At 53.8% G+C, this 21,045-nt stretch carries 10 protein-coding genes; 4 read left to right on the top strand and 6 right to left on the bottom strand.

The genetic code is table 11. The annotated features are described in order from the left end of the window. The first annotated feature begins 270 nt into the window (after positions 1–270). On the top strand, positions 271–2,031 hold the full coding sequence (locus FEF65_RS12520) for a bacteriohemerythrin (protein WP_138240158.1): 1,761 nt from the start codon (positions 271–273) through the stop codon (positions 2,029–2,031). A gap of 302 nt (positions 2,032–2,333) precedes the next feature. On the opposite strand, the gene FEF65_RS12515 is transcribed toward FEF65_RS12520, so the two are convergent. Then, positions 2,334–6,797, bottom strand: a complete 4,464-nt coding sequence (locus FEF65_RS12515; protein WP_161595247.1) for a response regulator — start codon at positions 6,795–6,797, stop codon at positions 2,334–2,336. Positions 6,798–7,128: 331 nt separating this feature from the next. Beyond that, entirely contained in the window at positions 7,129–8,163 is a 1,035-nt protein-coding gene (locus FEF65_RS12510) for an HD-GYP domain-containing protein (protein ID WP_170304454.1), read from the bottom strand. Positions 8,164–8,564: 401 nt separating this feature from the next. On the opposite strand from FEF65_RS12510, the gene FEF65_RS12505 reads away from it, so the two are divergent. From FEF65_RS12505 to FEF65_RS12495, 3 genes are all read left to right on the top strand, one after another. Continuing rightward, positions 8,565–10,958, top strand: coding sequence for a sensor histidine kinase (locus tag FEF65_RS12505; protein ID WP_161595246.1), 2,394 nt, complete (start codon positions 8,565–8,567; stop codon positions 10,956–10,958). Then, positions 10,945–11,403 (top strand): response regulator, encoded by a 459-nt coding sequence (locus tag FEF65_RS12500; RefSeq protein WP_138240154.1) that lies wholly within the window; start codon positions 10,945–10,947, stop codon positions 11,401–11,403. The genes FEF65_RS12505 and FEF65_RS12500 overlap by 14 nt, the downstream gene beginning before the upstream one ends. Before the next feature lie 109 nt (positions 11,404–11,512). Next, a complete protein-coding gene (locus tag FEF65_RS12495) occupies positions 11,513–13,432 on the top strand; it encodes a response regulator (RefSeq protein ID WP_138240153.1) in 1,920 nt (639 codons plus the stop codon). 297 nt (positions 13,433–13,729) lie between these two features. Here the strand turns inward: FEF65_RS12495 and FEF65_RS12490 are convergent, their stop codons facing one another. The 4 genes from FEF65_RS12490 to FEF65_RS12475 all read right to left on the bottom strand — a co-directional run bounded on the left by FEF65_RS12490 (position 13,730) and on the right by FEF65_RS12475 (position 20,928). Further along, positions 13,730–16,117 carry a type II/IV secretion system protein gene (locus tag FEF65_RS12490; protein ID WP_138240152.1) on the bottom strand — a complete coding sequence of 796 codons (2,388 nt, stop codon included), beginning with the start codon at positions 16,115–16,117 and terminating at the stop codon, positions 13,730–13,732. Positions 16,118–16,136: 19 nt separating this feature from the next. Further along, a complete protein-coding gene (locus FEF65_RS12485) occupies positions 16,137–17,756 on the bottom strand; it encodes a type IV pilus assembly protein FimV (RefSeq protein WP_138240151.1) in 1,620 nt (539 codons plus the stop codon). Positions 17,757–17,903: 147 nt separating this feature from the next. Further along, complete coding sequence (locus FEF65_RS12480; protein WP_138240150.1) at positions 17,904–19,406, bottom strand: leucyl aminopeptidase; 1,503 nt, start codon at positions 19,404–19,406, stop codon at positions 17,904–17,906. Positions 19,407–19,476: 70 nt separating this feature from the next. Beyond that, positions 19,477–20,928: a TrkH family potassium uptake protein gene (locus FEF65_RS12475; RefSeq protein WP_170304453.1), complete on the bottom strand. Its 1,452-nt coding sequence runs from the start codon at positions 20,926–20,928 to the stop codon at positions 19,477–19,479. Positions 20,929–21,045 lie beyond the last annotated feature (117 nt).

The following is a 21,045-nucleotide window of genomic DNA, read 5'->3' as shown; positions in this document are numbered from 1 at the left end:
GTAAAAACGCGGGAACCAAAAGCACCCGGGGGGTCGATCAGCCCTGATTTTCACCGCACGCACCCCATTCAGCACTGATTGCGAGACAACATCAGCTGATGACTTTTCAACCACCTGCACAGATATCTTTAAGGCACGCTGCAGCAGCTCGATGCATCCGCTCCCGTCACTGTCATTTCGGCACCATTCTTTCTTGACTGATAAAGAGCTGAAATCGAGTGTGAGGAGCAGGGCAGATGCCGTATTCATCAAAAGTGGGAGACGAACTCCATGCAACATGATGATCCAATCGAGTATTTCGAAATATTTCCATGGGATACAAATTTCGAAACCGGTATCGAACATATCGACAAACAGCATAAACGGCTGGTCGATATCCTCAACCGGCTTGCTGCACACCTCGCCAACCGCTCCCACCCGTCCACGCTTAACAGCTACTTCGATGAACTGGCTGACTATGCGGACTACCACTTTCAGTCGGAAGAACAGGTATGGGAGAAATATCTGCCGAACGATATATGGCTGACCGAGCATCAGGAGTCACACGGGTCATTCATTGAGCATGTCGTCGCGCTGCGACAGGAAGAGGGGGAAAAACCACTCGATGATGTGCTTCAGGATATCATTACCTACCTGTCAAAGTGGCTGGCCTATCACATACTCGATAACGACAAGCGCATGGCCAAGGTTGTGCTGGCACTGGAATCCGGTTGCACACTGGCTGAAGCCAAGGCCCGTTCGAATGAGGAGATGAGCGGCTCCACCCGGCTGTTTATTCAAACGGTTCTGACCATGTACGAACGTTTAACCACGCGCACCATGGATATCATGCGGGAAAAGTCGCTGCGCAAAGAGATGGAAACAAAATTACGCGAGGCCAAGGAGGAGGCAGAACGGGCCACCCGAAGCAAGTCGATGTTTCTGGCTCACATGAGCCACGAGATCCGCACCCCCATGCATGCGATTATCGGTATGACCAACATGGTCATGCAAACGCAGCTGGACGAAAAGCAACGTGACAGCATCGATAAAATTCATCGCTCGGCGGAAAACCTGCTGCGCATTGTCAATGAGGTACTGGATTTCTCCAGGGTTGAATCGGGGAAACTGGTGCTGGAGCTGGTCAACTTTGAACTGCAAAGCGTCATTGAGAACCTGCTGTTCATCACCGAAACCAATGCGCGTGGCAAACGGATTCGCATGATGGTGGATATCGACCCGCAGATTCCGCCCGTCATGCGGGGCGACCCGCTCAGGCTTGGGCAGGTTCTTATCAACCTGGTCAGTAACGCGGTCAAATTCAGCCCGGAAAACAGTACCGTGACCGTTTCAGCGTGCTTGCTGGATACAACGGAAGATACCATTGCATTAAAATTCTCCATTAAGGATTCCGGCATCGGCATGACACTCGCGCAGCAGCAAAAGCTGTTTCGGTCCTTTTCTCAGGCCGATGCATCGACCGCGCGTGAATATGGCGGCAGCGGACTCGGGCTGTTGATCTCCAAAATGATCGTGGAGGTGATGGGAGGAAAGATCTGGGTTGAAAGTGAGAAGGAGCATGGCAGCACCTTCCATTTCACGGTCACACTCGCCAACTGTATCACGGTGAGTACCGTGACGGAGGAGGATGCGGTCGATCAGGCTCTGCAGCAACTCAAGGGAGCCAGGGTTCTGTTGGTCGAGGATAACGAGATCAACAGGGAGATTGCCGTTGAGCTGCTCACCTGCAATGGCATCCACGTCGAGATCGCCACAAACGGCAAAGAGGCCTTGGAGCTTCTGGAAATTCACGACTTCGATGGTGTACTGATGGACTGTCAGATGCCGGTCATGGATGGATATGAAGCCACACGTGAAATAAGAAAACAGCCACGCTTTCAGTCTCTGCCGATTCTGGCCATGAGTGCCGAAGAGATGGATTCAGACTCGTCGCTGCCCGCTCAATCTGGCATGAATGACCATATCACCAAGCCGATTGATGTTTCACAGATGTGGATCACCATGTCCAGGTGGATCCGGCCGATACAGTGATATCCAGCTAACCGTAAAGATCAACGTGTACATTTAATCTGCACGCGACATCCGTTTTTTTTCACATCAGTCTGCTCGGAAGATGATGCCCGGCCCTTGTATAAGCGCTGAGCCAAGCAGGGCTTATACGATTACTCAGGCCCGTGCAGCCCCAACCGGCCGACCAGAAGCTGCAGCTTCTGATCAGCCGACTCGAAATCGTACTCTGCAACCGCTTTGGACACGGCCGCAAAAGCCTCCCGATACCTCGAAGCTCTCAACAAGGGAGCCAGCCGCTCAATGGTGGCTTCTGAATCAAGTGCTCAATTCGATATCTGCCGCTGCAGTTCCTGCAACAGAGGCTCAACAGCGGCCGGATCCATATCGGGCAGATGGTCTGCCTGCCCGGCAACAGGTTCAATCTTTAGCCCGTTCAATGATTCGAGCACCGGCAGTAATTCGGCCATCACCTGATTGAGACATTGATCGACTTCATCCGGTTTATCTACACAGGCCTGTTCCAGTGCACTGGCTGCCTGCTGAACCCCCTTGATGCCCAGGTTACCCGCCGCACCTTTCAGAGAATGGGCCAAACGCCTCTGCGTGCCCGGATCAGCATCAAAGGCTGCATCGCGGAACTGCTGTGCGAAATGTTGTTCTGAATCTCGAAAACGAATCAGCAGCCGGCGATACATGGCAACATTATTCATGGTGATCGAAAGCCCGCGCGCAGTATCAACCCCTGCCAGAGTCGGCAGATGTATGGCCTCGTCACGGCTTGATGGCGGCAGTGCATGCGAGCCTCTGTCAGAGACTGACCTGGATGGTGAAATCCATTGAGCCATGGTGTTGAACATACGGGTCAGGTGAACGGGTTTGGCAATATGATCATTCATACCTGCAGCCAGTACCTTTTCCCGATCTTCACTGAGTGCATTGGCCGTCATGGCGATAATGGGCAAATCCCTGAAACGCGCCTGCTGACGAATCCTGCGCGTAGCCTCATATCCATCCATCACCGGCATCTGACAATCCATCAGTATGCCATCGTATGTATCGTGTTCAAGACGATCGAGCACTTCTGCCCCGTTATTCACAGCCTCGACACTGATCCCGTGCTGAATCAACAAATCCAGCGCCAGCTCCTGATTAATGATGTTGTCTTCTGCCAGTAACAAGTGTGCACCTTGCAGATGCTTGACCGACTTCTGGTAATCGCCCTGACCAGGGCCAGAGCGAACGGGGGCTACCACCTCATGCCCCAGAGCCGACAGGGTTGCATCAAGCAGAGTACCGGGCGAAACGGGTTTGGCTACCATACCATCCAGCTTGATATTGGAATGATGCATATACGACTGAAGCTGTTCCTCTCCGAAGGAGGTAAGCATCATGATCTTCGGCTGATGGCGGATATCGGAGTTATTCTGGATAATGCGGGTCGTTTTGACCCCGTCCATACGGGGCATCTTCCAGTCCATCAACACCAGGTCGAACGGGGTTTCCTGATCGGCACGCTCAATCAGCTCGATGGCCTGCAAACCCGATGCAGCCTCGGAGACATGAGTTCCGAATCCGGCAAAAGCGTGAGACAGCGCCCTTCGGGACGCGTCGTTATCATCGACCACCAACACCCGCAAGCCATGGATATCATCGGCCATCCAGCGGCGTTGATTGTTGGGCTGGACCTCCATACAAACGTTAAAATGGAATGTACTGCCGACACCTGCCTCACTTTCAACGCGGATATCGCCATTCATCGCACTCACCAGCCGCTTGCAAATGGCCAGCCCCAGACCGCTACCACCGAATTTTCGCGATGTGGAGCTGTCGCCCTGACTGAATGCATGGAACAGCCTGGAAAGCTCCTCCTCGCTCATGCCGATACCGGTATCCTGCACACTGCAATGCAGACAGATATGATTGCCACTACCGGACTCCTGGCGAATGGCAACAACAATTTCGCCCCCGGCATCGGTAAACTTGACAGCGTTACTGCCCAGGTTGGTCAATACCTGCCCAAAGCGCAATGGATCCCCGATCAGCAGTGACGGAATATTTTCATCGATATCGAAGATCAACTCGATGCCCTTCTCCCTTGCCTGTATACCGATCATATTGGCGAGGTTCTCCATCACGTCATCAAGGTGAAAGGAGACGTTCTCCAGCTCCAGTTGATCCGCCTCAATTTTTGAGAAATCCAGAATATCGTTGATGATACCGAGCAGACTTTTCGCAGCATGCTGCAATTTGCCCAGGTATTCTTGCTGGCGTACATCCAGCGATGTCCGTTCAAGCAGGTGCGACATTCCGATGATGGCATTCATCGGCGTACGAATTTCATGGCTCATATTGGCCAGAAACTCGCTTTTGGCGCGATTGGCCACCTCGGCCTGCTCACGTGCACTCCTGAGCTCTGCCGCATCTTTTCTCTGCAGTGTCACATTTTGTGCAATGCCCTCAATAAAAGGGACTCCGTCACTGCTGCTCCAGCTTGCATGCTGAACGGTATGGATCGTACGCAATTCACCACCGGGATGGAAAAAACGTATCTCAACTTCGGTCTCGCTGAGCTCGCGATTCACCAGGGTGGCAATGCTGGCAAGTGCCTCCGGAAGGTCCTCCGGTAACCAGTTGATCACATCCACCCACGACTGACCAATGACCGCCTCTTTCTCCAGCCCGAAGATCGATTTCACCCCGTCACTGACAAAGTCCAGTACGCCGTTGTCAGCGCGATAACGAAAGATGACAAACTCATCACCGATATCACTCACCAGGCGGTGGTATTTTGCATGACTATCAAGCAGGGCCTGCTCCTGCGCCTTGCGCTCGGAGATATCACGCACCACTGCCTGCACCAGATTATTCTCACTCTTGAGTACATTAATCAGTACCTCAGCCGGAAAAATGCGATGATTGTCGGCGCGGCGGTGGGTCCACTCAAAAAATGCCCGGCCATGCTGAAATGCCTCTTCAAGACAGGCCCGGGCGGCCTCGGATGAGCTCCTGCCATCAGGCTGTTCCGGCGGTGAGAAGTCGGTCGGATGACGACCGATGATTTCGGACTTATCCGTAAGTCCGAACAACCTCAGAGTCGCCTCATTGCAATCGGTGAATCCGTTCTCTTCGAGCAGCAACACAGCATCACCTGTTCCCTCAAACAGGTTACGGTAACGCGCCTCTCTCACTTTGAGCTCACTCTGTGCCTCTAACAGGGTTTCATTGCTTTCAGATAAGGCCCGGGTTCTTTCCTTCACCATCTCCTCCACACGCGCGGCATAACCGGTGATCAGCAACATCATCCCGGCAAGTATTCCGGTACTGAAAAGGCCAGCCGTTAAAAAAGACCAGCTCTCTATCCCCTTGTGCCTGGCCAGATACGATTGTGTCGGTGATATCTCAATACGATAGTGGCGCCCGCCATATTCAAGCACCCGGCCATAGGAGGCCGCAGCTGTTTCTTTTTCTGCAGCCCCAAAAATAACGACCTTTTCAAGATCATCGCTCACGCGAACCGACATATCGCTATTGCCGGCAAGCGATTGTTCAAGGAAGTCACCGACTCTCAGTACCGTCAGGACCAGTCCCGGTGCATTGCCGCCGGCAGATATTTTCTTCAGCAGCAAAATACCGTATTGCTGACTTTTCTCCTGCACCAGATGCAATGGCGGTGTCGCCACAACGCCATCGCTCTCCATCGCTCGCATCACCGCCTGCCTGCGAAGCGGGTTCGAGGCCAGGTCAAAGCCGAGCGCCTCCTCATTGCCCTTTAAGGGGGCTATATAGGTCACCGGAAAGTAGTCAGCTCTCCGATCTGCGTGCACCATCCGGCCGCTACTGTCCCGCTGCCGGATCTCAAACCCTGGAATCTCCAAAGCCTGACCACGTACAAACGCATCGCGTTGTTTGTCCGGGACCTGAGGAACCCACTCAACCGCCTGAATCATCGGGAAGCGCTTTAATGACTCCCGGACCAGATCACCGAAATTCGCCCGCGACTCAACGCTGCCATCATGAAGCGAGAAGTGAGCATCCAGCTGACCGAGAAAGCCCTCCTGCTCCTCAAAACGGGCCTGCACAAGGTCCGCAAACTGTTGTGCCTGTAAGTGGAAAGCGTGAAGGCTTTTCTCCTGCTCAGCACGAGAGGTCATGACATAGCCAACCACAACAAGCGTAAAAGCCAGCAATGTCGGCAAAGCCACCAGTAAACGCCGTTGACGCCACTTGTTGACCGGTTGTCCGTAGAACAACATCACCAGCGGGAAAATAACGATCATGCCCAGCGTATCGCCAATCCACCAGTGAAACCAGCTGCCCAACCATGCCTCGCCTGCAAGGGTTCCGAGCATCCACAATCCGGTCACCGAAAGGGTGCTGCTAACCAGGCAGATCACCGGTGCAGAGACAAGAAAGCGTAAAATATCACTGCCATTATCCAGCAGGGAACAACGACCCAGATAGCGGCGCAACAGCCAGCCCCCCCAAAGAGCCTGCAGCGATGAGGCCAGCGCAATCCACATCGAATTGAGTCCGATCACCTGAGTGAACTGTGCATCTCCAACCATCAGGTTGAGCAGTAGTGATCCAAGAAAAATCCAGGGTAAGGTGGACACGCCGGCCAGATAGGTCAGGGCAACGGCGAGGCCGGCAGGAGGAAATATCGGGCTGGCATAACCAGGAGGCAACGCCAGCATCAAGCCCAGTTTCCCGACTATGGCATAGCTCACCGCCACCAGCAGACCGGCCTTCCATGAAATATTCAGCTGCGGCTCATGATCTGCTTTCATCAAACGAGTTCCTGCTTCATCATGCCTGTCCTTTTTAAGGAAGCGCTGATTCATTCGGCGCTTCCGGGCGAGCCATGGACGGCTCGCCAAATCAGACGCATCAGTGCCTGATTTGTAAGCAAAGACAAAATGACTCGGGCATCATGCCCTCGCCCTGCGAGCGGCCTTTGGCCGTCCAATCGGCTTCCTGCCTCTTTGTCACGCTTTTGTCTTTGCGAACTGATTTCTGCCAGGATGGCAATCAATCAACATCGCGATAGCATGATCAAGCATCATGGCCCGTACTGCATTGCAACCATACGTACGCAACCGGCGCTATCATCATACCCCATTAATCTTTGTGCCGATCCTTGAACTCAACCATCTCGTCTATGACCTTATTGAAGCAGTCAACCAGTTTCGGATCAAACTGACTGCCACTGCTGCGATTGATCAGATCAATCGCATCGCCAACACTCCATGCCTTTTTATAGGGGCGGACCGACGTTAACGCATCAAACACATCGGCAATCGCAACAATTCTGCCGGACAGAGGGATCATCTCCTGCTTCAGCCCGTATGGGTAACCACTGCCATCCCATTTTTCGTGGTGCGTCAGGGCAATATCCCTGGACATCTGCAGCAACGGTGATGAATCATCATCGCCAATAATACGGGCTCCGATCTCGGTATGAGATCGCATGGTCTCCCACTCCCCCTCATCCAGCTTGTCTTCTTTTCTCAGTATCTTATCCGGGATCCCGATCTTGCCGATATCATGCATGGGAGCCGCATTGAAAATAAGGTCAACCCAGTCCTCATTTCCTCCATAGGCCTGAGCAATCAGCCTGGAAAAGTGCCCGACACGAATCACATGCAGACCGGTCTCGTTATCCTTGTATTCTGCAGCCAGACCCAGTCGCTGGATGATCTTCAAACGCGTCGCGTTAAGCTCTTCCGTACGTATCCTGACTTTACGTTCCAGCTCGCGTCTCTGATCGTACAACGCCAGGTGGGTATGGACTCGCGCCAGGACGATGGCCGGACTGATCGGCTTGGTAATGTAGTCCACAGCTCCCAGCTCAAGGCCAACGCGCTCCTCCTCGACAGAATCCTTCGAAGTCACGAAGATCAAGGGAATATCGGAGGTCACAGGATCGGCTTTGAGTTGGCGGCATACCTCGTACCCATCCATCTCCGGCATCATGATATCCAGTAATATCAAATCCGGTTTGGGGTCCTTCTTGCGGGCAAGCTTCAGCGCCAGAGCACCATTACGGGCCGCCAGAACCTGGTAATGCGGCTGCAGCACACCGGCCAACACAGTGATATTAGTGTCGATATCATCGACAATAAGGATAGTTTGTTGATCGGCATGCTCGGTCATCGCCATTGATCCTAAATGACAAAATGGTTTGCTTCAATATCCGGAGCTCCACCTTGAAGCGCCGGGCAAAAGCAGCCAGCCCGCGTCTATTTCTATCCGGCAGCACTGCCCCCCTGCCATCCCGGCCAACCTCAGCCCGCAACAGCAAACACAATTTACCCTTGCTTACAAACCAGACACGTACGCATCTGGTTTGACTCGCTGCAGTGATAGGCTGACTTATTCAGAGCCCCCCCTAACCCGCTTATTTTTTTATGGTTGAAGAGACCGTGCAGACAGCAGATGATCAGCAAGGGAATAGACAACAGGGTCGCACCGCCTGCAAAAATGGCATGCGACATGCTGGATGCAGTGGTCCAACCGGTAAGTTGCAGACGTACATACAGGAGCCCATCCGATGCATGAGAGCAAGGTATCCCTTGAATAGCCGGATCAGTCAGCCGCTGCAGCTGTCTGCCTTCATCTTTATCGTGGTGGCGGGTTTGCTGGTGATGACCGGCTGGTCGATACATGATCCGGCACTGATTCAGATCAACCCCTCTTTTGTCCCGATGCAGTTCAATACAGCGCTCAGTTTTCTGCTTGTGGGGATCGCAGGCATTGCGCTGATAAGGCAACAGTTCATCGCAGCCAGAGCAGTGGCCGTACTGGCAGGCGTGATTGCATTGCTGACCCTGCTGGAATATGGCACGGGTGCTGATTTCCATATCGACCAGCTCCTGATGCAGCACTATATCACCACGCAAACGCCATATCCCGGCAGAATGGCGGCCAATACGGCTGCTTCATTTATACTGGCTGTGACAAGCCTGCTCCTGCTCACCGCACCGCCATTTCCATACCGGCTGGCCATCTCGGCCATCGCTGCCGCACTGATTGCAGGTCTTTCCACGTCCTCACTGATCGGCTATGCCATTGATCTCGAAGCGGCTCACGGCTGGCACGGCATGAGCCATATGGCTGTTCACACGGCCTTCTGCTTTTTTGTGCTGGGGGCGACCCTGCTGCTGTGCATCCGACAGCCTGAACAGGATCATGATGGCAACAGCGAGCGCTGGCTGCCTGCCTCACTTGCTGTGATTGCCATGTCGATCACACTGGAATTATATCGGGCTATGGCGGCCCATACCCTGCAGGCGCATGAAACAGACAGCAGCTTCAATCCTGCCACCGTGATCCTGCTGTTCGGTACCCTGATGAGCATTGCCGTTGTCGTGGCGGTTCGGGCCAGCCAGCTGGCCAACCGGCGGTTGCGACTGCAGCAACAACTCAGCTTGCAGCTTGATCTCAGCAATCAGACACTTGAACACAACCTTCAATCCCGTATTGCCGAGGCCATGCGACTGGAGATGGTACTCAATACCACCACCGATTATGTTTCCATGACCGACCTCTCCGGCAACCTTCTGTATCTCAATGCCGGTGGACGCAAACTGATCGGGCTGGATGAGCAACGTGATATCTCCACCCTGAACATGGCCGATATGCATCCGCCGGCGCAATCCGCACTGATTCTTGATGAGGGTATGACCTGCCTGATGGCCCAGGGCATCTGGAGTGGAGAAACCCTGTTGCACCCCCGCCATGGCGATGATATTCCGGTTTCCAAGGTGATGATGCTGCACAGGGATGAAAACGGGGCACCGATGTTTATCTCCACCATCATACGCGATATTCGGGAATTAAAAGCGGTACAGGACGATTTAAGGCTGGAAGCCGAACAGTATGAAACCATCAAGGCGACTACGCGCGATGGATACTGGCTGGTCAACATGGAGGGCATCATTATCGATGCCAACGAAGCCTATGCCCGTATCAGCGGCTACAGCATGGATGAGATTATCGGCGCTCCGGTCCAGAAGTTTGAAATTATCGAGTCGCCGGAGGAAACTGCCGCAAGAATCGACAGGATCATGACCAACGGCTTCGATCGTTTTGAAACACGCCACCAAGCCAGTGACGGACGCATCCTGAACATGGAGATCAGCGCCTCCTACTGGCCGGGGCGACAGGGCATCATCGTTTTCGTTCGCGATATTACCGATCACGTCGCCTATGACAGCGAACGGGAAAAACTGATTGTATCGCTGGATCAGTCAAATCAGGAGCTGCAGCAGTTTGCCTATGTTGCCTCCCATGATCTTCAGGAACCCCTGCGCATGGTTTCCAGCTATGTGCAACTGATTGCCCGCCGCTACAGCGACAAGCTGGATCAGGATGGTCAGGATTTTATCCATTATGCCGTCGATGGTGCCGAACGCATGCAGCAACTGATTCAGGACCTGCTGCTCTACTCAAGGGTCAAAAGTCATGGTGCCGAGTTCCAGCCCGTCGATATGAATCAGATTTTTCAACAGTCCCTGTTTCCGCTTGAGCTGATGATACGGGAGTCAGAAGCCTCCATTCATTGTGAAACACTGCCGGAAATCGAGGCGGATCCGACGCAAATGCGCCAGCTGATGACCAACCTGCTGCAAAATGCCATCAAATTTTCCCGCCCCGATGGCAGCCATCAGATTCATGTCGCCGCCGAACGGGTTGAGGGTGGCTGGCAATTTTCTGTCCGCGACCATGGCATCGGTATCGAGAAAGACTATTTCGATAAAATTTTCGTCATCTTCCAGCGCCTGCATACCAGGGATAAATACCCCGGAACCGGCATCGGCCTTGCTCTGTGCCAAAGAATCGTCACACGCCATGGCGGCCATATCCGGGTTGAGTCTGAAGTGGGTAAAGGTTCCACATTTATATTTTTCATTCCGGATCACAAGGAGGCTTTGAATGAGCACGGGTGAACAAGCGATCGAAATACTGCTGGTGGAGGACAGCCCCGGCGATGTCCGCCTGACGGTGGAAGCGTTCAAGGACATGAAGCTGCACAACAAGCTTTCCGTCGCGTCTGACGGAGTGGAGGCGCTGCAGTTTCTGCGCAGGGAGGGCGCGTATGCCGATGCAAGCCGACCGGACATTATTATTCTCGATCTCAATCTGCCAAGGCTTGACGGACGTCAGGTACTGGCAGAAATAAAGGCCGATGAGCGATTAAAACATATACCGGTGATCATTCTCACCTCCTCCTCTGCCGATGAAGACATTGCGCATACGTACAAGCTGCACGCCAACTGCTTTATCACCAAACCGATCAGCTTCGAGGAGTTCACCCGGGTCATTACCACCGTCAATGATTTCTGGCTCTCCATCGTCAAGCTGCCACCACGTGACCACCTGCAGGGAGGATGACAGACCTTTCGACCCGATGTGAGCATCAGTTGTAGCTGGAGGCCGGAAATCCGCACGAACACACTGATCCATCAGAATTGTTTGCCAACAAAAAGGAGGCCTTGTGGAAATGCTTCAAATGCTTGTCATCGAGGATAACCCGGGCGACCAGCGTCTGATTCGCGAGTATCTGTATGATGCCGGTCGCACTGAGATTACGGCCGATTTTGCTGCCACTCTGGCCGAGGGAAAACGTCTTCTGGCTGAGAGACGCTACCGGATCGTGGTACTGGACCTGAACCTGCCGGACTCCGGTGAAGGCGATAAAACACTCGATAGCATCCTTCAGATCGCGAATGGCATCCCTGTTGTCGTCATGACGGGCATCAGTGATGAGGAGTACGGACTCTCGCTTATCAGCAAAGGGGCACAGGATTTTATTGTCAAAGGACAGGTCAATGGCAGCGGTTTCCTGCGCGCGTTACGGCACGCTATGGAACGCGCCCGTCTGATTGACGAGCTCAACCATATCCGTGCCGACCTGGAGCTTTCCCAGCATATTTCACATCTGGGCGGATGGGAGCTGAATCTCGAGACCCATATGATATCGTTGTCAAAAGAGGCGGCGTTGATACTGGGGCTCTCGCGCCAGCCACAGCTCAAAATGCCGCTGGCCGACTTTATCACACAGTTTTCCGAACAGGACGGTGCCCGCCTGCTGGATGAGATGCAATCAGGCATTACTGCGGCACAGCCGTTCAAAATGCGACTGGAGATGCGTCCGGGACACCCGGTCAATGCGGTACAGCTGATCACCTTTTGCGATCAGCACCATGATCATCATACCTCACATATCTATGGCACCATCCAGGACATCTCTGATTTTGAAAAACTGGAAGCCCAGCTGCGTCAGGCACAGAAGATGGAGGCCATCGGTACACTCGTTGGCGGTATCGCGCACGATTTTAACAATAAACTCGCCGCCATTACCGGCCACCTGTTTCTCGCCCAGAAAGAGAAGCAATCACAAAAACATCTACAAATGGCACAGGCCCTCTGTTTTGAGGCTGCCGAATTGATCAAATCACTGCTGGCATTTTCCCGCAACGATGATGTCGAAAAAAGGGTATTTTCCATCAACAGCTTTCTCAAGGAGGCGATTAAAAACCACCGTGTATTGTTGCCGGAAAATATCTCGCTGAACCTCGATATCGAAGAGCGGGACATGCTGGTATACGGATCACTGGTACAGGCTCAGCAGGTCCTGATCAACCTGCTTAATAATGCTCGCGATGCTGTTGAAGAAAGCGAAAGCCCCGCCATCTCGGTGGGCCTCTATTACTTCATACCGGACAGCGAATTTCGCGATTTCCATCACACCCACGCACACGGAGAGTGGGCCCACTTACAGGTCAGCGATAACGGCTGCGGCATCACACGTGAACATCTGCCACAGATCTTTGATCCGTTTTTCACCAGCAAGGGGATCGGCAAGGGAACCGGCCTTGGGCTCTCCATGGTCTATAAAGTCATCGAGTCCATGGATGGCATCATTGATGTCGAGAGCGAACCCGGCCTTGGAAGCCGCTTCGATATCTATCTGCCACTTACCGCCAGAGAGCAGGAAGCGGTGCAGGAAATCCACGAAACAGTAGCAAGCACCCTGCATCAGGGGATTTTACTGGTCGATGATGATGCACCGATTCGCAACGCTATTTGCACGGTGTTGAACCAGCTGGGTTACCGCATGTACTGCGCTGAAGATGGCATCGAGGCCATCGAAAAGTATCGTGAGTTCCAGTCCTGTATTGACCTGGTCCTGATGGATATTGTCATGCCAAGACTCAGCGGCGATGAGGCGTATCGCCGGCTTTGCGACATCAATCCGGCCATCAGGGTCATATTCATGAGCGGCTATGATCAGAAACAATCCATGAAACATCTGGCCATGGAGGGCATTACACTGATCGCCAAGCCTTTCAGCATTGCCCAGTTAAGCCAGACCATTGCCGCAGAGCTGGGGCGAGCGGAGCCATCATCTCAGCCCTGATCTGCACCTTAGTCAGGGCGTACAGTGCGATCGCTGATATATGACTGCGCATCACACATCCGCAAGCTGCTGCTGACGACAGCCATGATCGGATGCGCTGCAAGAACGGGATAAAAGCGGAAGGCAACAACAGAGAAAACGCTTTGTTTGCTCGCCAACCAAACAGAGTCATGCCTGATTTGGCGAGCCGCCCATCAATCAGTCCGCCCAACATGAGCGCGACTTTTTTTCCTTTTCACACAAACCTGGTCATGACAGCGGGCGTTATTCCGGCCACCCATGCCCGATCACTGTTTTCTACATCAATGCGTAGATAAATTCCTTATGGTCAATGATACCATCCGCCGCCATTTTCAGGGCATACTCCGCCTTTGGCACCATACCGTTCTGTATGGCAATCCGCTGCAGCTCATGCCCTGTTTTGCCATCATGAATGGCCTGACGCACCTCATCATTAACCGCCAGAAATTCGTAAAGCATCACCCGCCCGATATAGCCGGTGCGATTACAGTGTTCACAACCACAGGCGGCATACAGCGTTTCCGGCCTCTGATAACCGGCATCGCGGATGATGCTAAACACCTCATCATCCTCAGCAACCGGCTGACGACAGTCAGGACACAGCTGTTTGAGCAAATTCTGACTCACCACCCCCAGCAGGGATGGCGCCAGCAGATAATTGGGGATATCGAGATCATTCAGCCGGATAATGGTATCGACGGCCGAGTTGGTATGCAGGGTAGAAAACATCAGATGACCGGTCAGTGCCGCTTCAATAGCGATTTCAGCCGTCTCTCCGTCACGGATTTCACCGATCATAATCACATCCGGATCATGACGAAGCACATTGCGCAGAATACGGGCAAAGGTCATACCGATCTTCTGATTCACCTGAATCTGGTTGGCACCGGCAATCTCGGATTCAACCGGATCCTCAATCGTCAGAATATGGGCTGGCAGATCAGCAATCGACTTGAGCAGGGAAAAGAGCGTGGTGGATTTTCCTGAACCGGTCGGGCCGGTGACCAGCAACAGACCATAGGGCTTGCGCACAATCGTGGAGAGCTGCCCGAGATCCGACTCCCGCAACCCCAGTTGTTTGAGATCGACTGCCGCATCCTTGTTCAACACACGCAGCACCAGCGACTCACCGAAGGTATTAGGAATACAGGAGACGCGGAACTCGTGCTTCTTTTTGCCATCCCGAAGAATCAGGCGCCCGTCCTGAGGCAGCCGCTGCTCGGCAATATCCATCCCGCACAAAATTTTGATGCGGGCGGAAATCTGTTTACTGAGATTCTTTTCCAGTGAGCTTTCACTGAGCAGCTGTCCGTTCAGGCGATAGGCCAGCACCAGCTTTTTCGCCTGCGGCAGAATATGAATATCCGATGCATGCTTGCGCAAACCGCCACGAATAATGCGATTGACCAGGCGAACAATCGGCGCATCCTCGGCCGACTGCGTAATCTGCAACTCATTGAGCGGCTCATCATCCTCATCATCATCCTGGTGAAGAAACTCACAGGAGAGCTGATCATCAGCAAAATCCTCTTTCAGAAACCGGGCCAGCTTCTCCTGCAGTTGTGATGCCTTGACCATCACCTCATGCACCTTCTTGCCGGTTTTAAAGCTGATAGTATCGTAAGCTTCAAGGCCCATCGGATCCGACAGCGCAATCGTCAGCGAGTGTTTATCCACATCGATAGGCAGAATGCCGTACTTTTCAATAATAGGCCGATCAATCATCGTAGCTGCTTCCGGGTTGACCGGATAACTGTCGAGATCGACGGTCGGCAATCGAAATTTCTTGGCCAGCACCTCGAGCAACTGATCCTCGGTAATCACATCGGTACTGAGCAGGATTTCGCCCAGACGATGACCATGCGCCTTCTGTTCATCGAGTGCCACCTGCAGGTCATGCGGGTTAATCAGCTTCGCCTCAAGCAGAATCTCACCAAGGCGCATCTTGCGACGACTCTGCATCTTCAGCGCATTGTCGATATGTCCGTGCTCAACCTTCCCCTTATCGACCAGAATCTGACCGAGAGGTATATCGACTGAGGCACGCTGCTCCTGCAGCGCCTCATGCACATCATCCTCTGTCACCAGCTCATGATGGACCAGTAAATCGCCCAGTCGCATTCGCTGCAACTGCTGGGTTTTCAGCGCCTCATCCAGATCCTCATCGCTAACCTTCCCCTGCCCCTTGAGCACATCACCAAGGTGCGGCATGGATTTAATCTGGATATCGAGCGCCCGCTGCAGATCGTCATAACCGAGTATTTCCTGATCGATCAGCAAATCACCCAGGCGCTCCGGCTTTTCCTGATAACGAATACCATGCTGATAGAAAAAAATCCGCTCAAACGGCAATGACTGATCCTTGAGATATGCATAAAAGCCCGGCGCATTCGACATGGCCGGTGCCGCATAAATATCAAAGGTATCAAGGTTGACCGTAATGATTTTCAGATCATCCAGATCGGACATACGGGATGGATGCGTTGCCGCTGTACCATGTATGCCGATATAAACGATATCATGCATGTCGATTTTACGGGCATCACCGGCGGCCGTCATGAAATGGAGCTTGGTCATAATCGGCGAGAATCCCAGCAGCTGTCCCACCAGCATTTCGCCACTCATCAGGTTCATCGTTACGTTCTGAAAGCGCGAACTATTCATTGAACAGCGCCCCTGATACTCATAAGCTCAGCCTGCCCTCATCATCCGCCTTTTCAGTGTCTCCGCTATCCTCTTCACCGAAACAGGCGCTCCAGACATGGGCCGGCAATAACTGGCAAAAACGCTGCCAGCTATCCTTGTCGGATGACTCGCTGATGTGATTGATCAGTGCCAGACACGCTTCACTGCGACCGGTTTCATGATAGATCTGTGCACGCAGGGCAGCGGCCTTGAGCGAGCCTGTCGCTCTTGCATCCACCTCATCCAGCAAACGACTGGCCTCTTCATAGTCACAACGACCCAGCCGCTCCTCAACCTTGTTCATCAGCTGAATCACTGCATCGGCAGGCTTGTCAGTCACAGGATGATGTACCACCGGCATGACCGGCGCCGTTTTCTTCACCGGCTCAGCTGCCGCCATGTTCTTCGGGCTGGTCACTGCTACCGTTTCCGCCTGCCCGGAGTGAGTGTGCCGCCGCACTAAAAATCCCAGCAATCCACCCGCTATCGCGGCCAGCAGCAGATAAAATGCAACCTGCCAACTCATCTCCGTTTGATTCACAACAACCTGCGGGCGGGCATGGATGGCAGCCACATCATGCTTGAGAGACCTGATATCCCCCTGAATCTCTGCCACCGAAGCGTTCAGAACAGCGACCGATTTTCCAAGATCCGTCATCTGAAGTTTACCGGCCATCAACTCATCATGAATAGCAGAGAGCGCTTGATCCACCACCACCTCACGCTTCGCACCCGGCTGCTCACCGTTGAGTGCAATCCGGCCGCTATAGTGCAATGGTGCCTGATCCTCCGGTACAGACTCAGTCGATGGCTGTGCGGCTGCCTCAGCCGGCTTGTCTGCTGCAATCGTTGTATGCTGCAGCAGTAATGACAGGCGCAGCATCGAAGCCTCATCGCCATAGCTGCGCACCACTTCACCATCCGGCACATTCAGCCAACTGCCCTGCTTGAGATTATTAATATCGCCGCTGACAAATTCCTGCAGATTTTTATCATACAGAGCCAGCATCACCTGCCTGTTATTGAATCGATCATCCTTGCGCAGGCGGGTTGCGATACGACCAAGACTTTCACCGGGTTGAACCGGACCATAACGGCTTACTCTGGCCCATTCATCCCCCTCATTACGATCGACTGCTGCAACCGACGCAGCGGAGTCCTGCAATGGCACGACCAGGGGAGATCTCGCCACCGGTGTTTCTACCGCATCAAAAAGCAGACGGTAGTGACGGAAATAGGTGCCACGTCCGGCCTTGCTGACCTTCAGCACAATCGAAAGAATCGGGGAGTGCACCGGTGCGGTTGTAAACAGACGTACCACAGCGCCGTGACTGCTGTGCTCAAGGCGAGCCACCTGCACCTTTGCCAGTTCCGGGTTACGGTACAACCCCATCTGACGATACTCCATCTCGTTCGCCAGCTCCACGCGAACCTGATCGATCGCCTCTGCACTGCCGAGCATCAGCGAAAGCTCGGCCTCAAGGGGCTCATTGAGATGACTTTTAAGCGAAATAGCACCGAATCCCAGTGCCGCTGCCGTCAACGGCAGAAGACAAAAAACCGTCAGCAGGGTGACCAGAAATCCAGCCTGGCGGTATCGCCCCATTTTATCTTTCATCAAACAGGCGAAACAGGCTGTATATGCCCTGCCTGCCTGTTGCGCTACACGTTGTCGTCATCATGACGCCCCCATCCGATCCGTTCTCCCCGGCATCAGCCAATCATGATCATGGCCGTGACAACATATACGCAAGTTGAATGCCAATCATTCGCAGCTGCGTTTGAGCAAGTAATCAAGCACCAGCCGCACACCGGCACCGGTTGCACCACGCGCACACAGGTCACTGCCCTTCATATTCCATGCTGTGCCGGCAATATCCAGATGCACCCACGGCAACTCATCGACAAAACGGGAGAGGAAGCAGGCAGCGGTAATCGCCCCGCCCTCACGGCCACCGGTGTTTTTAATATCGGCGATGTCAGACTTGATCTGCTCCTGATACTCCTCATACAGTGGCAGCTCCCAGACCCTGTCAGCCGTATGTTCGCCGGAAGCACTCAGCGCACTCTTCATACCCTTGTCGGTTCCCATCAAGCCGGTTGTATGCGCCCCCAGCGCAATCACACAGGCACCGGTCAGGGTGGCAAAATCGATAATCTGCGCAGGCTTGCGCTCTGCTGCATATGCCAGTGCATCGGCAAGAATAATGCGACCTTCGGCATCGGTATTGAGCACTTCGATGGTGATACCTTTATAGCTGGTAATAATATCGCCCGGTTTATAGGCGGCAGCGCCAAGCAGGTTTTCCGTCGCCGGAATCACCCCCAGCAGATTCACCGGCAGATCGAGCGCGGTTACCGACCTGAAAATACCCAGCACCGCTGCTGCACCGCACATATCAAACTTCATTTCATCCATCTGGGCAGCCGGTTTGATCGAGATGCCACCGGCGTCAAACGTCAATCCCTTGCCAACCAGAGCCACCGGTGCCTCATCTTCACGACCGCCACGATACTCCAGCACAATAAAGCGGGGCTCTTTGGCCGACCCCTGATTCACCGCCAACAGCCCGCTAAATCCGGCCTGCTCAATCGCCTGCTTGTCCATGACGGTGACATTCAGCCTGTCATGCTGCAGGGCAGCTGCCTGCTCACCGAGAAATTGCGGCGTACATACATTGCCCGGCTCATTGCCGAGGTCACGGGCAAAAATGGTACCGGCAGCAGCAGCACGGGCCCGTACAACAGCAGCTTCAGCTCCGGCCAGATCCTTACGCGAGCCAATCATGATCGTCACGCTGCGCAGCTGTCGTTTGTTGTTTTCCTTTTTGCTCTGATACTTGTCAAAACGATAGAGCCCAAGCCATACGCCCTCGGCAACAGCCTGTACCTTCTCCTCAATGGTGGCACCGCGCACAGCAAGCTCGGACAGATAAAGCGATATATCACGGGCACCGCCGCCATCCATCTTTTTGGCAATACCGGCAGCGAGCAGTCGTAATTTTTGCAGTGTCAGCTGTTTTTCATCACCGACACCAAGCAGCACGATGCGCGCGGAAAGCGTACCCTCCACATCATAGAGCACCTGCGATTCGCCGAATTTGCCACTGAGATCAAATTTACGCAGAAAAGAGGCCAGCTCCCGACCGCTCTCCTGCTGTAAAAGGCGGCCTGACTCACTCAAACGGCGGCCATCCAGCAACGGCAGCACCACGGCATCGTCACGCTGTTTGTGGGCCTGCCCGGCTTTTACATGGATATCGATCATCGGAAACCTCGTATGAAAGGAACAACAGAAGAGACAATCGGCAGTCGAACCTGAGCCCGGCAGCCTGCCTTCAATCGCGCCAGAATTCGGGGACGAGCATAACGAAAAATGTATATATTTCCAGACGCCCCAACAGCATACCGAAAATCAGTACGCCTTTGGACATATCAGGCATCGCCGCATAGTTACCAGCCGGCCCCACCGCACCGAAACCGGGGCCTGTGTTGGTGATACAGGCGGCGGCCGCCGAAAATGCGGTCACCATATCCACGCCGGTAAAGGCCAGCATCATGGCGATGATGATATAGCAAACGAGAAAGAGAACCGCAAAACCCCAAAGGGCTTCCGTGACATCCGATGAAACACGATGGCGTCCAACCTTGATATGAATAATGCCATGCGGATGCACAAGGCGCCGGATTTCACGCATACCCTGCCGGAAAAGCAGCAGAATGCGCATCACCTTCATCCCTCCGCCCGTTGAACCGGCACAGGCACCAATAAACATGGTCATCAGCAGCAGCATGGTGGCACCGGGCGGCCATTGCCCGTAATCACTGACAGCAAACCCTGTTGTCGTCGCGACCGACACGACATTAAAGAGAATATCGACAAAGCCGTTTTCGCCGCCCAGCCCCTGATCAACCGACAACAGCATAAACACGGCAAGCACCAGCAGCGTCACCCACAGAATATAGGCTCTGAACTCCTCATCCTGGACATAGGTGCGCACCGAAAATCCGCGCAATGCGGCAGCAAAGTGAAGGGTAAAGTTAATACCGGCCAACAGCATGAAAAAAACAGCCATCAAACGCAGGTAGTTGCTGTCAAAATAGCCGAAGCTGGCGTCGTGGGTGGAAAATCCGCCGATAGCAACGGTACACATGGCATGATTCACCGCATCAAACGGAGACATACCACCGAGCCAGTAGGCGAGCGCACATACCGCCGTCATGCTCAGGTAGAGATACCATAACAGCTTGGCTGTTTCGGTGACACGGGCAGTCAGTTTGTCCTTCACCGGCCCCGGCGTCTCGGCCTTGAACAGCTGCATGCCCCCCACACCCAGCAGCGGCATCACCGCAACGGCCAGAACGATGATCCCCATGCCCCCCAGCCACTCCTGCATCGAGCGCCAGAACAGTATCGAATGCGGAAGATTATCCAGCCCTGTCAGCACCGTTGCTCCGGTGGTGGTCAAGCCGGAGGCGGATTCAAACATCGCATCGATCACCGAGGGTAATGTCCCGGTTGTCCAGAAAGGAACAGCCCCGATCAATGATAACATCAGCCACGCCAGCGCCACGATCAAAAAGCCATCGCGATGACTCAACTGTGTCGGCGCAGCCCCGCCATAGCGCATCATGACAAGGCCGATGACGACCACAATCGATCCGGCCTCAAGAAACTGAAAAATATGGCCGGCATTATAGTACAGCGCCACCATCGCGGGCAGCATCATGCTGCATCCGTAGAGCACGACCAGAATTCCTACCGTCCAGATTACCCCTTTGGGGTGCATAACTTATAACCTCGCCTGACATCTGAGAAAGCACTGATTCATGCAGTGCCTCCGTGCGGACCATGGATGGCCCGCCAAACCGGGCAAGAGAGTGCCGAACCCGTCAGCACTTCCTTA

Origin of the sequence: Mariprofundus erugo (genome assembly GCF_005818865.1) — a bacterium.
Lineage (GTDB): Bacteria > Pseudomonadota > Zetaproteobacteria > Mariprofundales > Mariprofundaceae > Mariprofundus > Mariprofundus erugo.
This window is presented reverse-complemented; position numbering and strand designations above follow the sequence as displayed.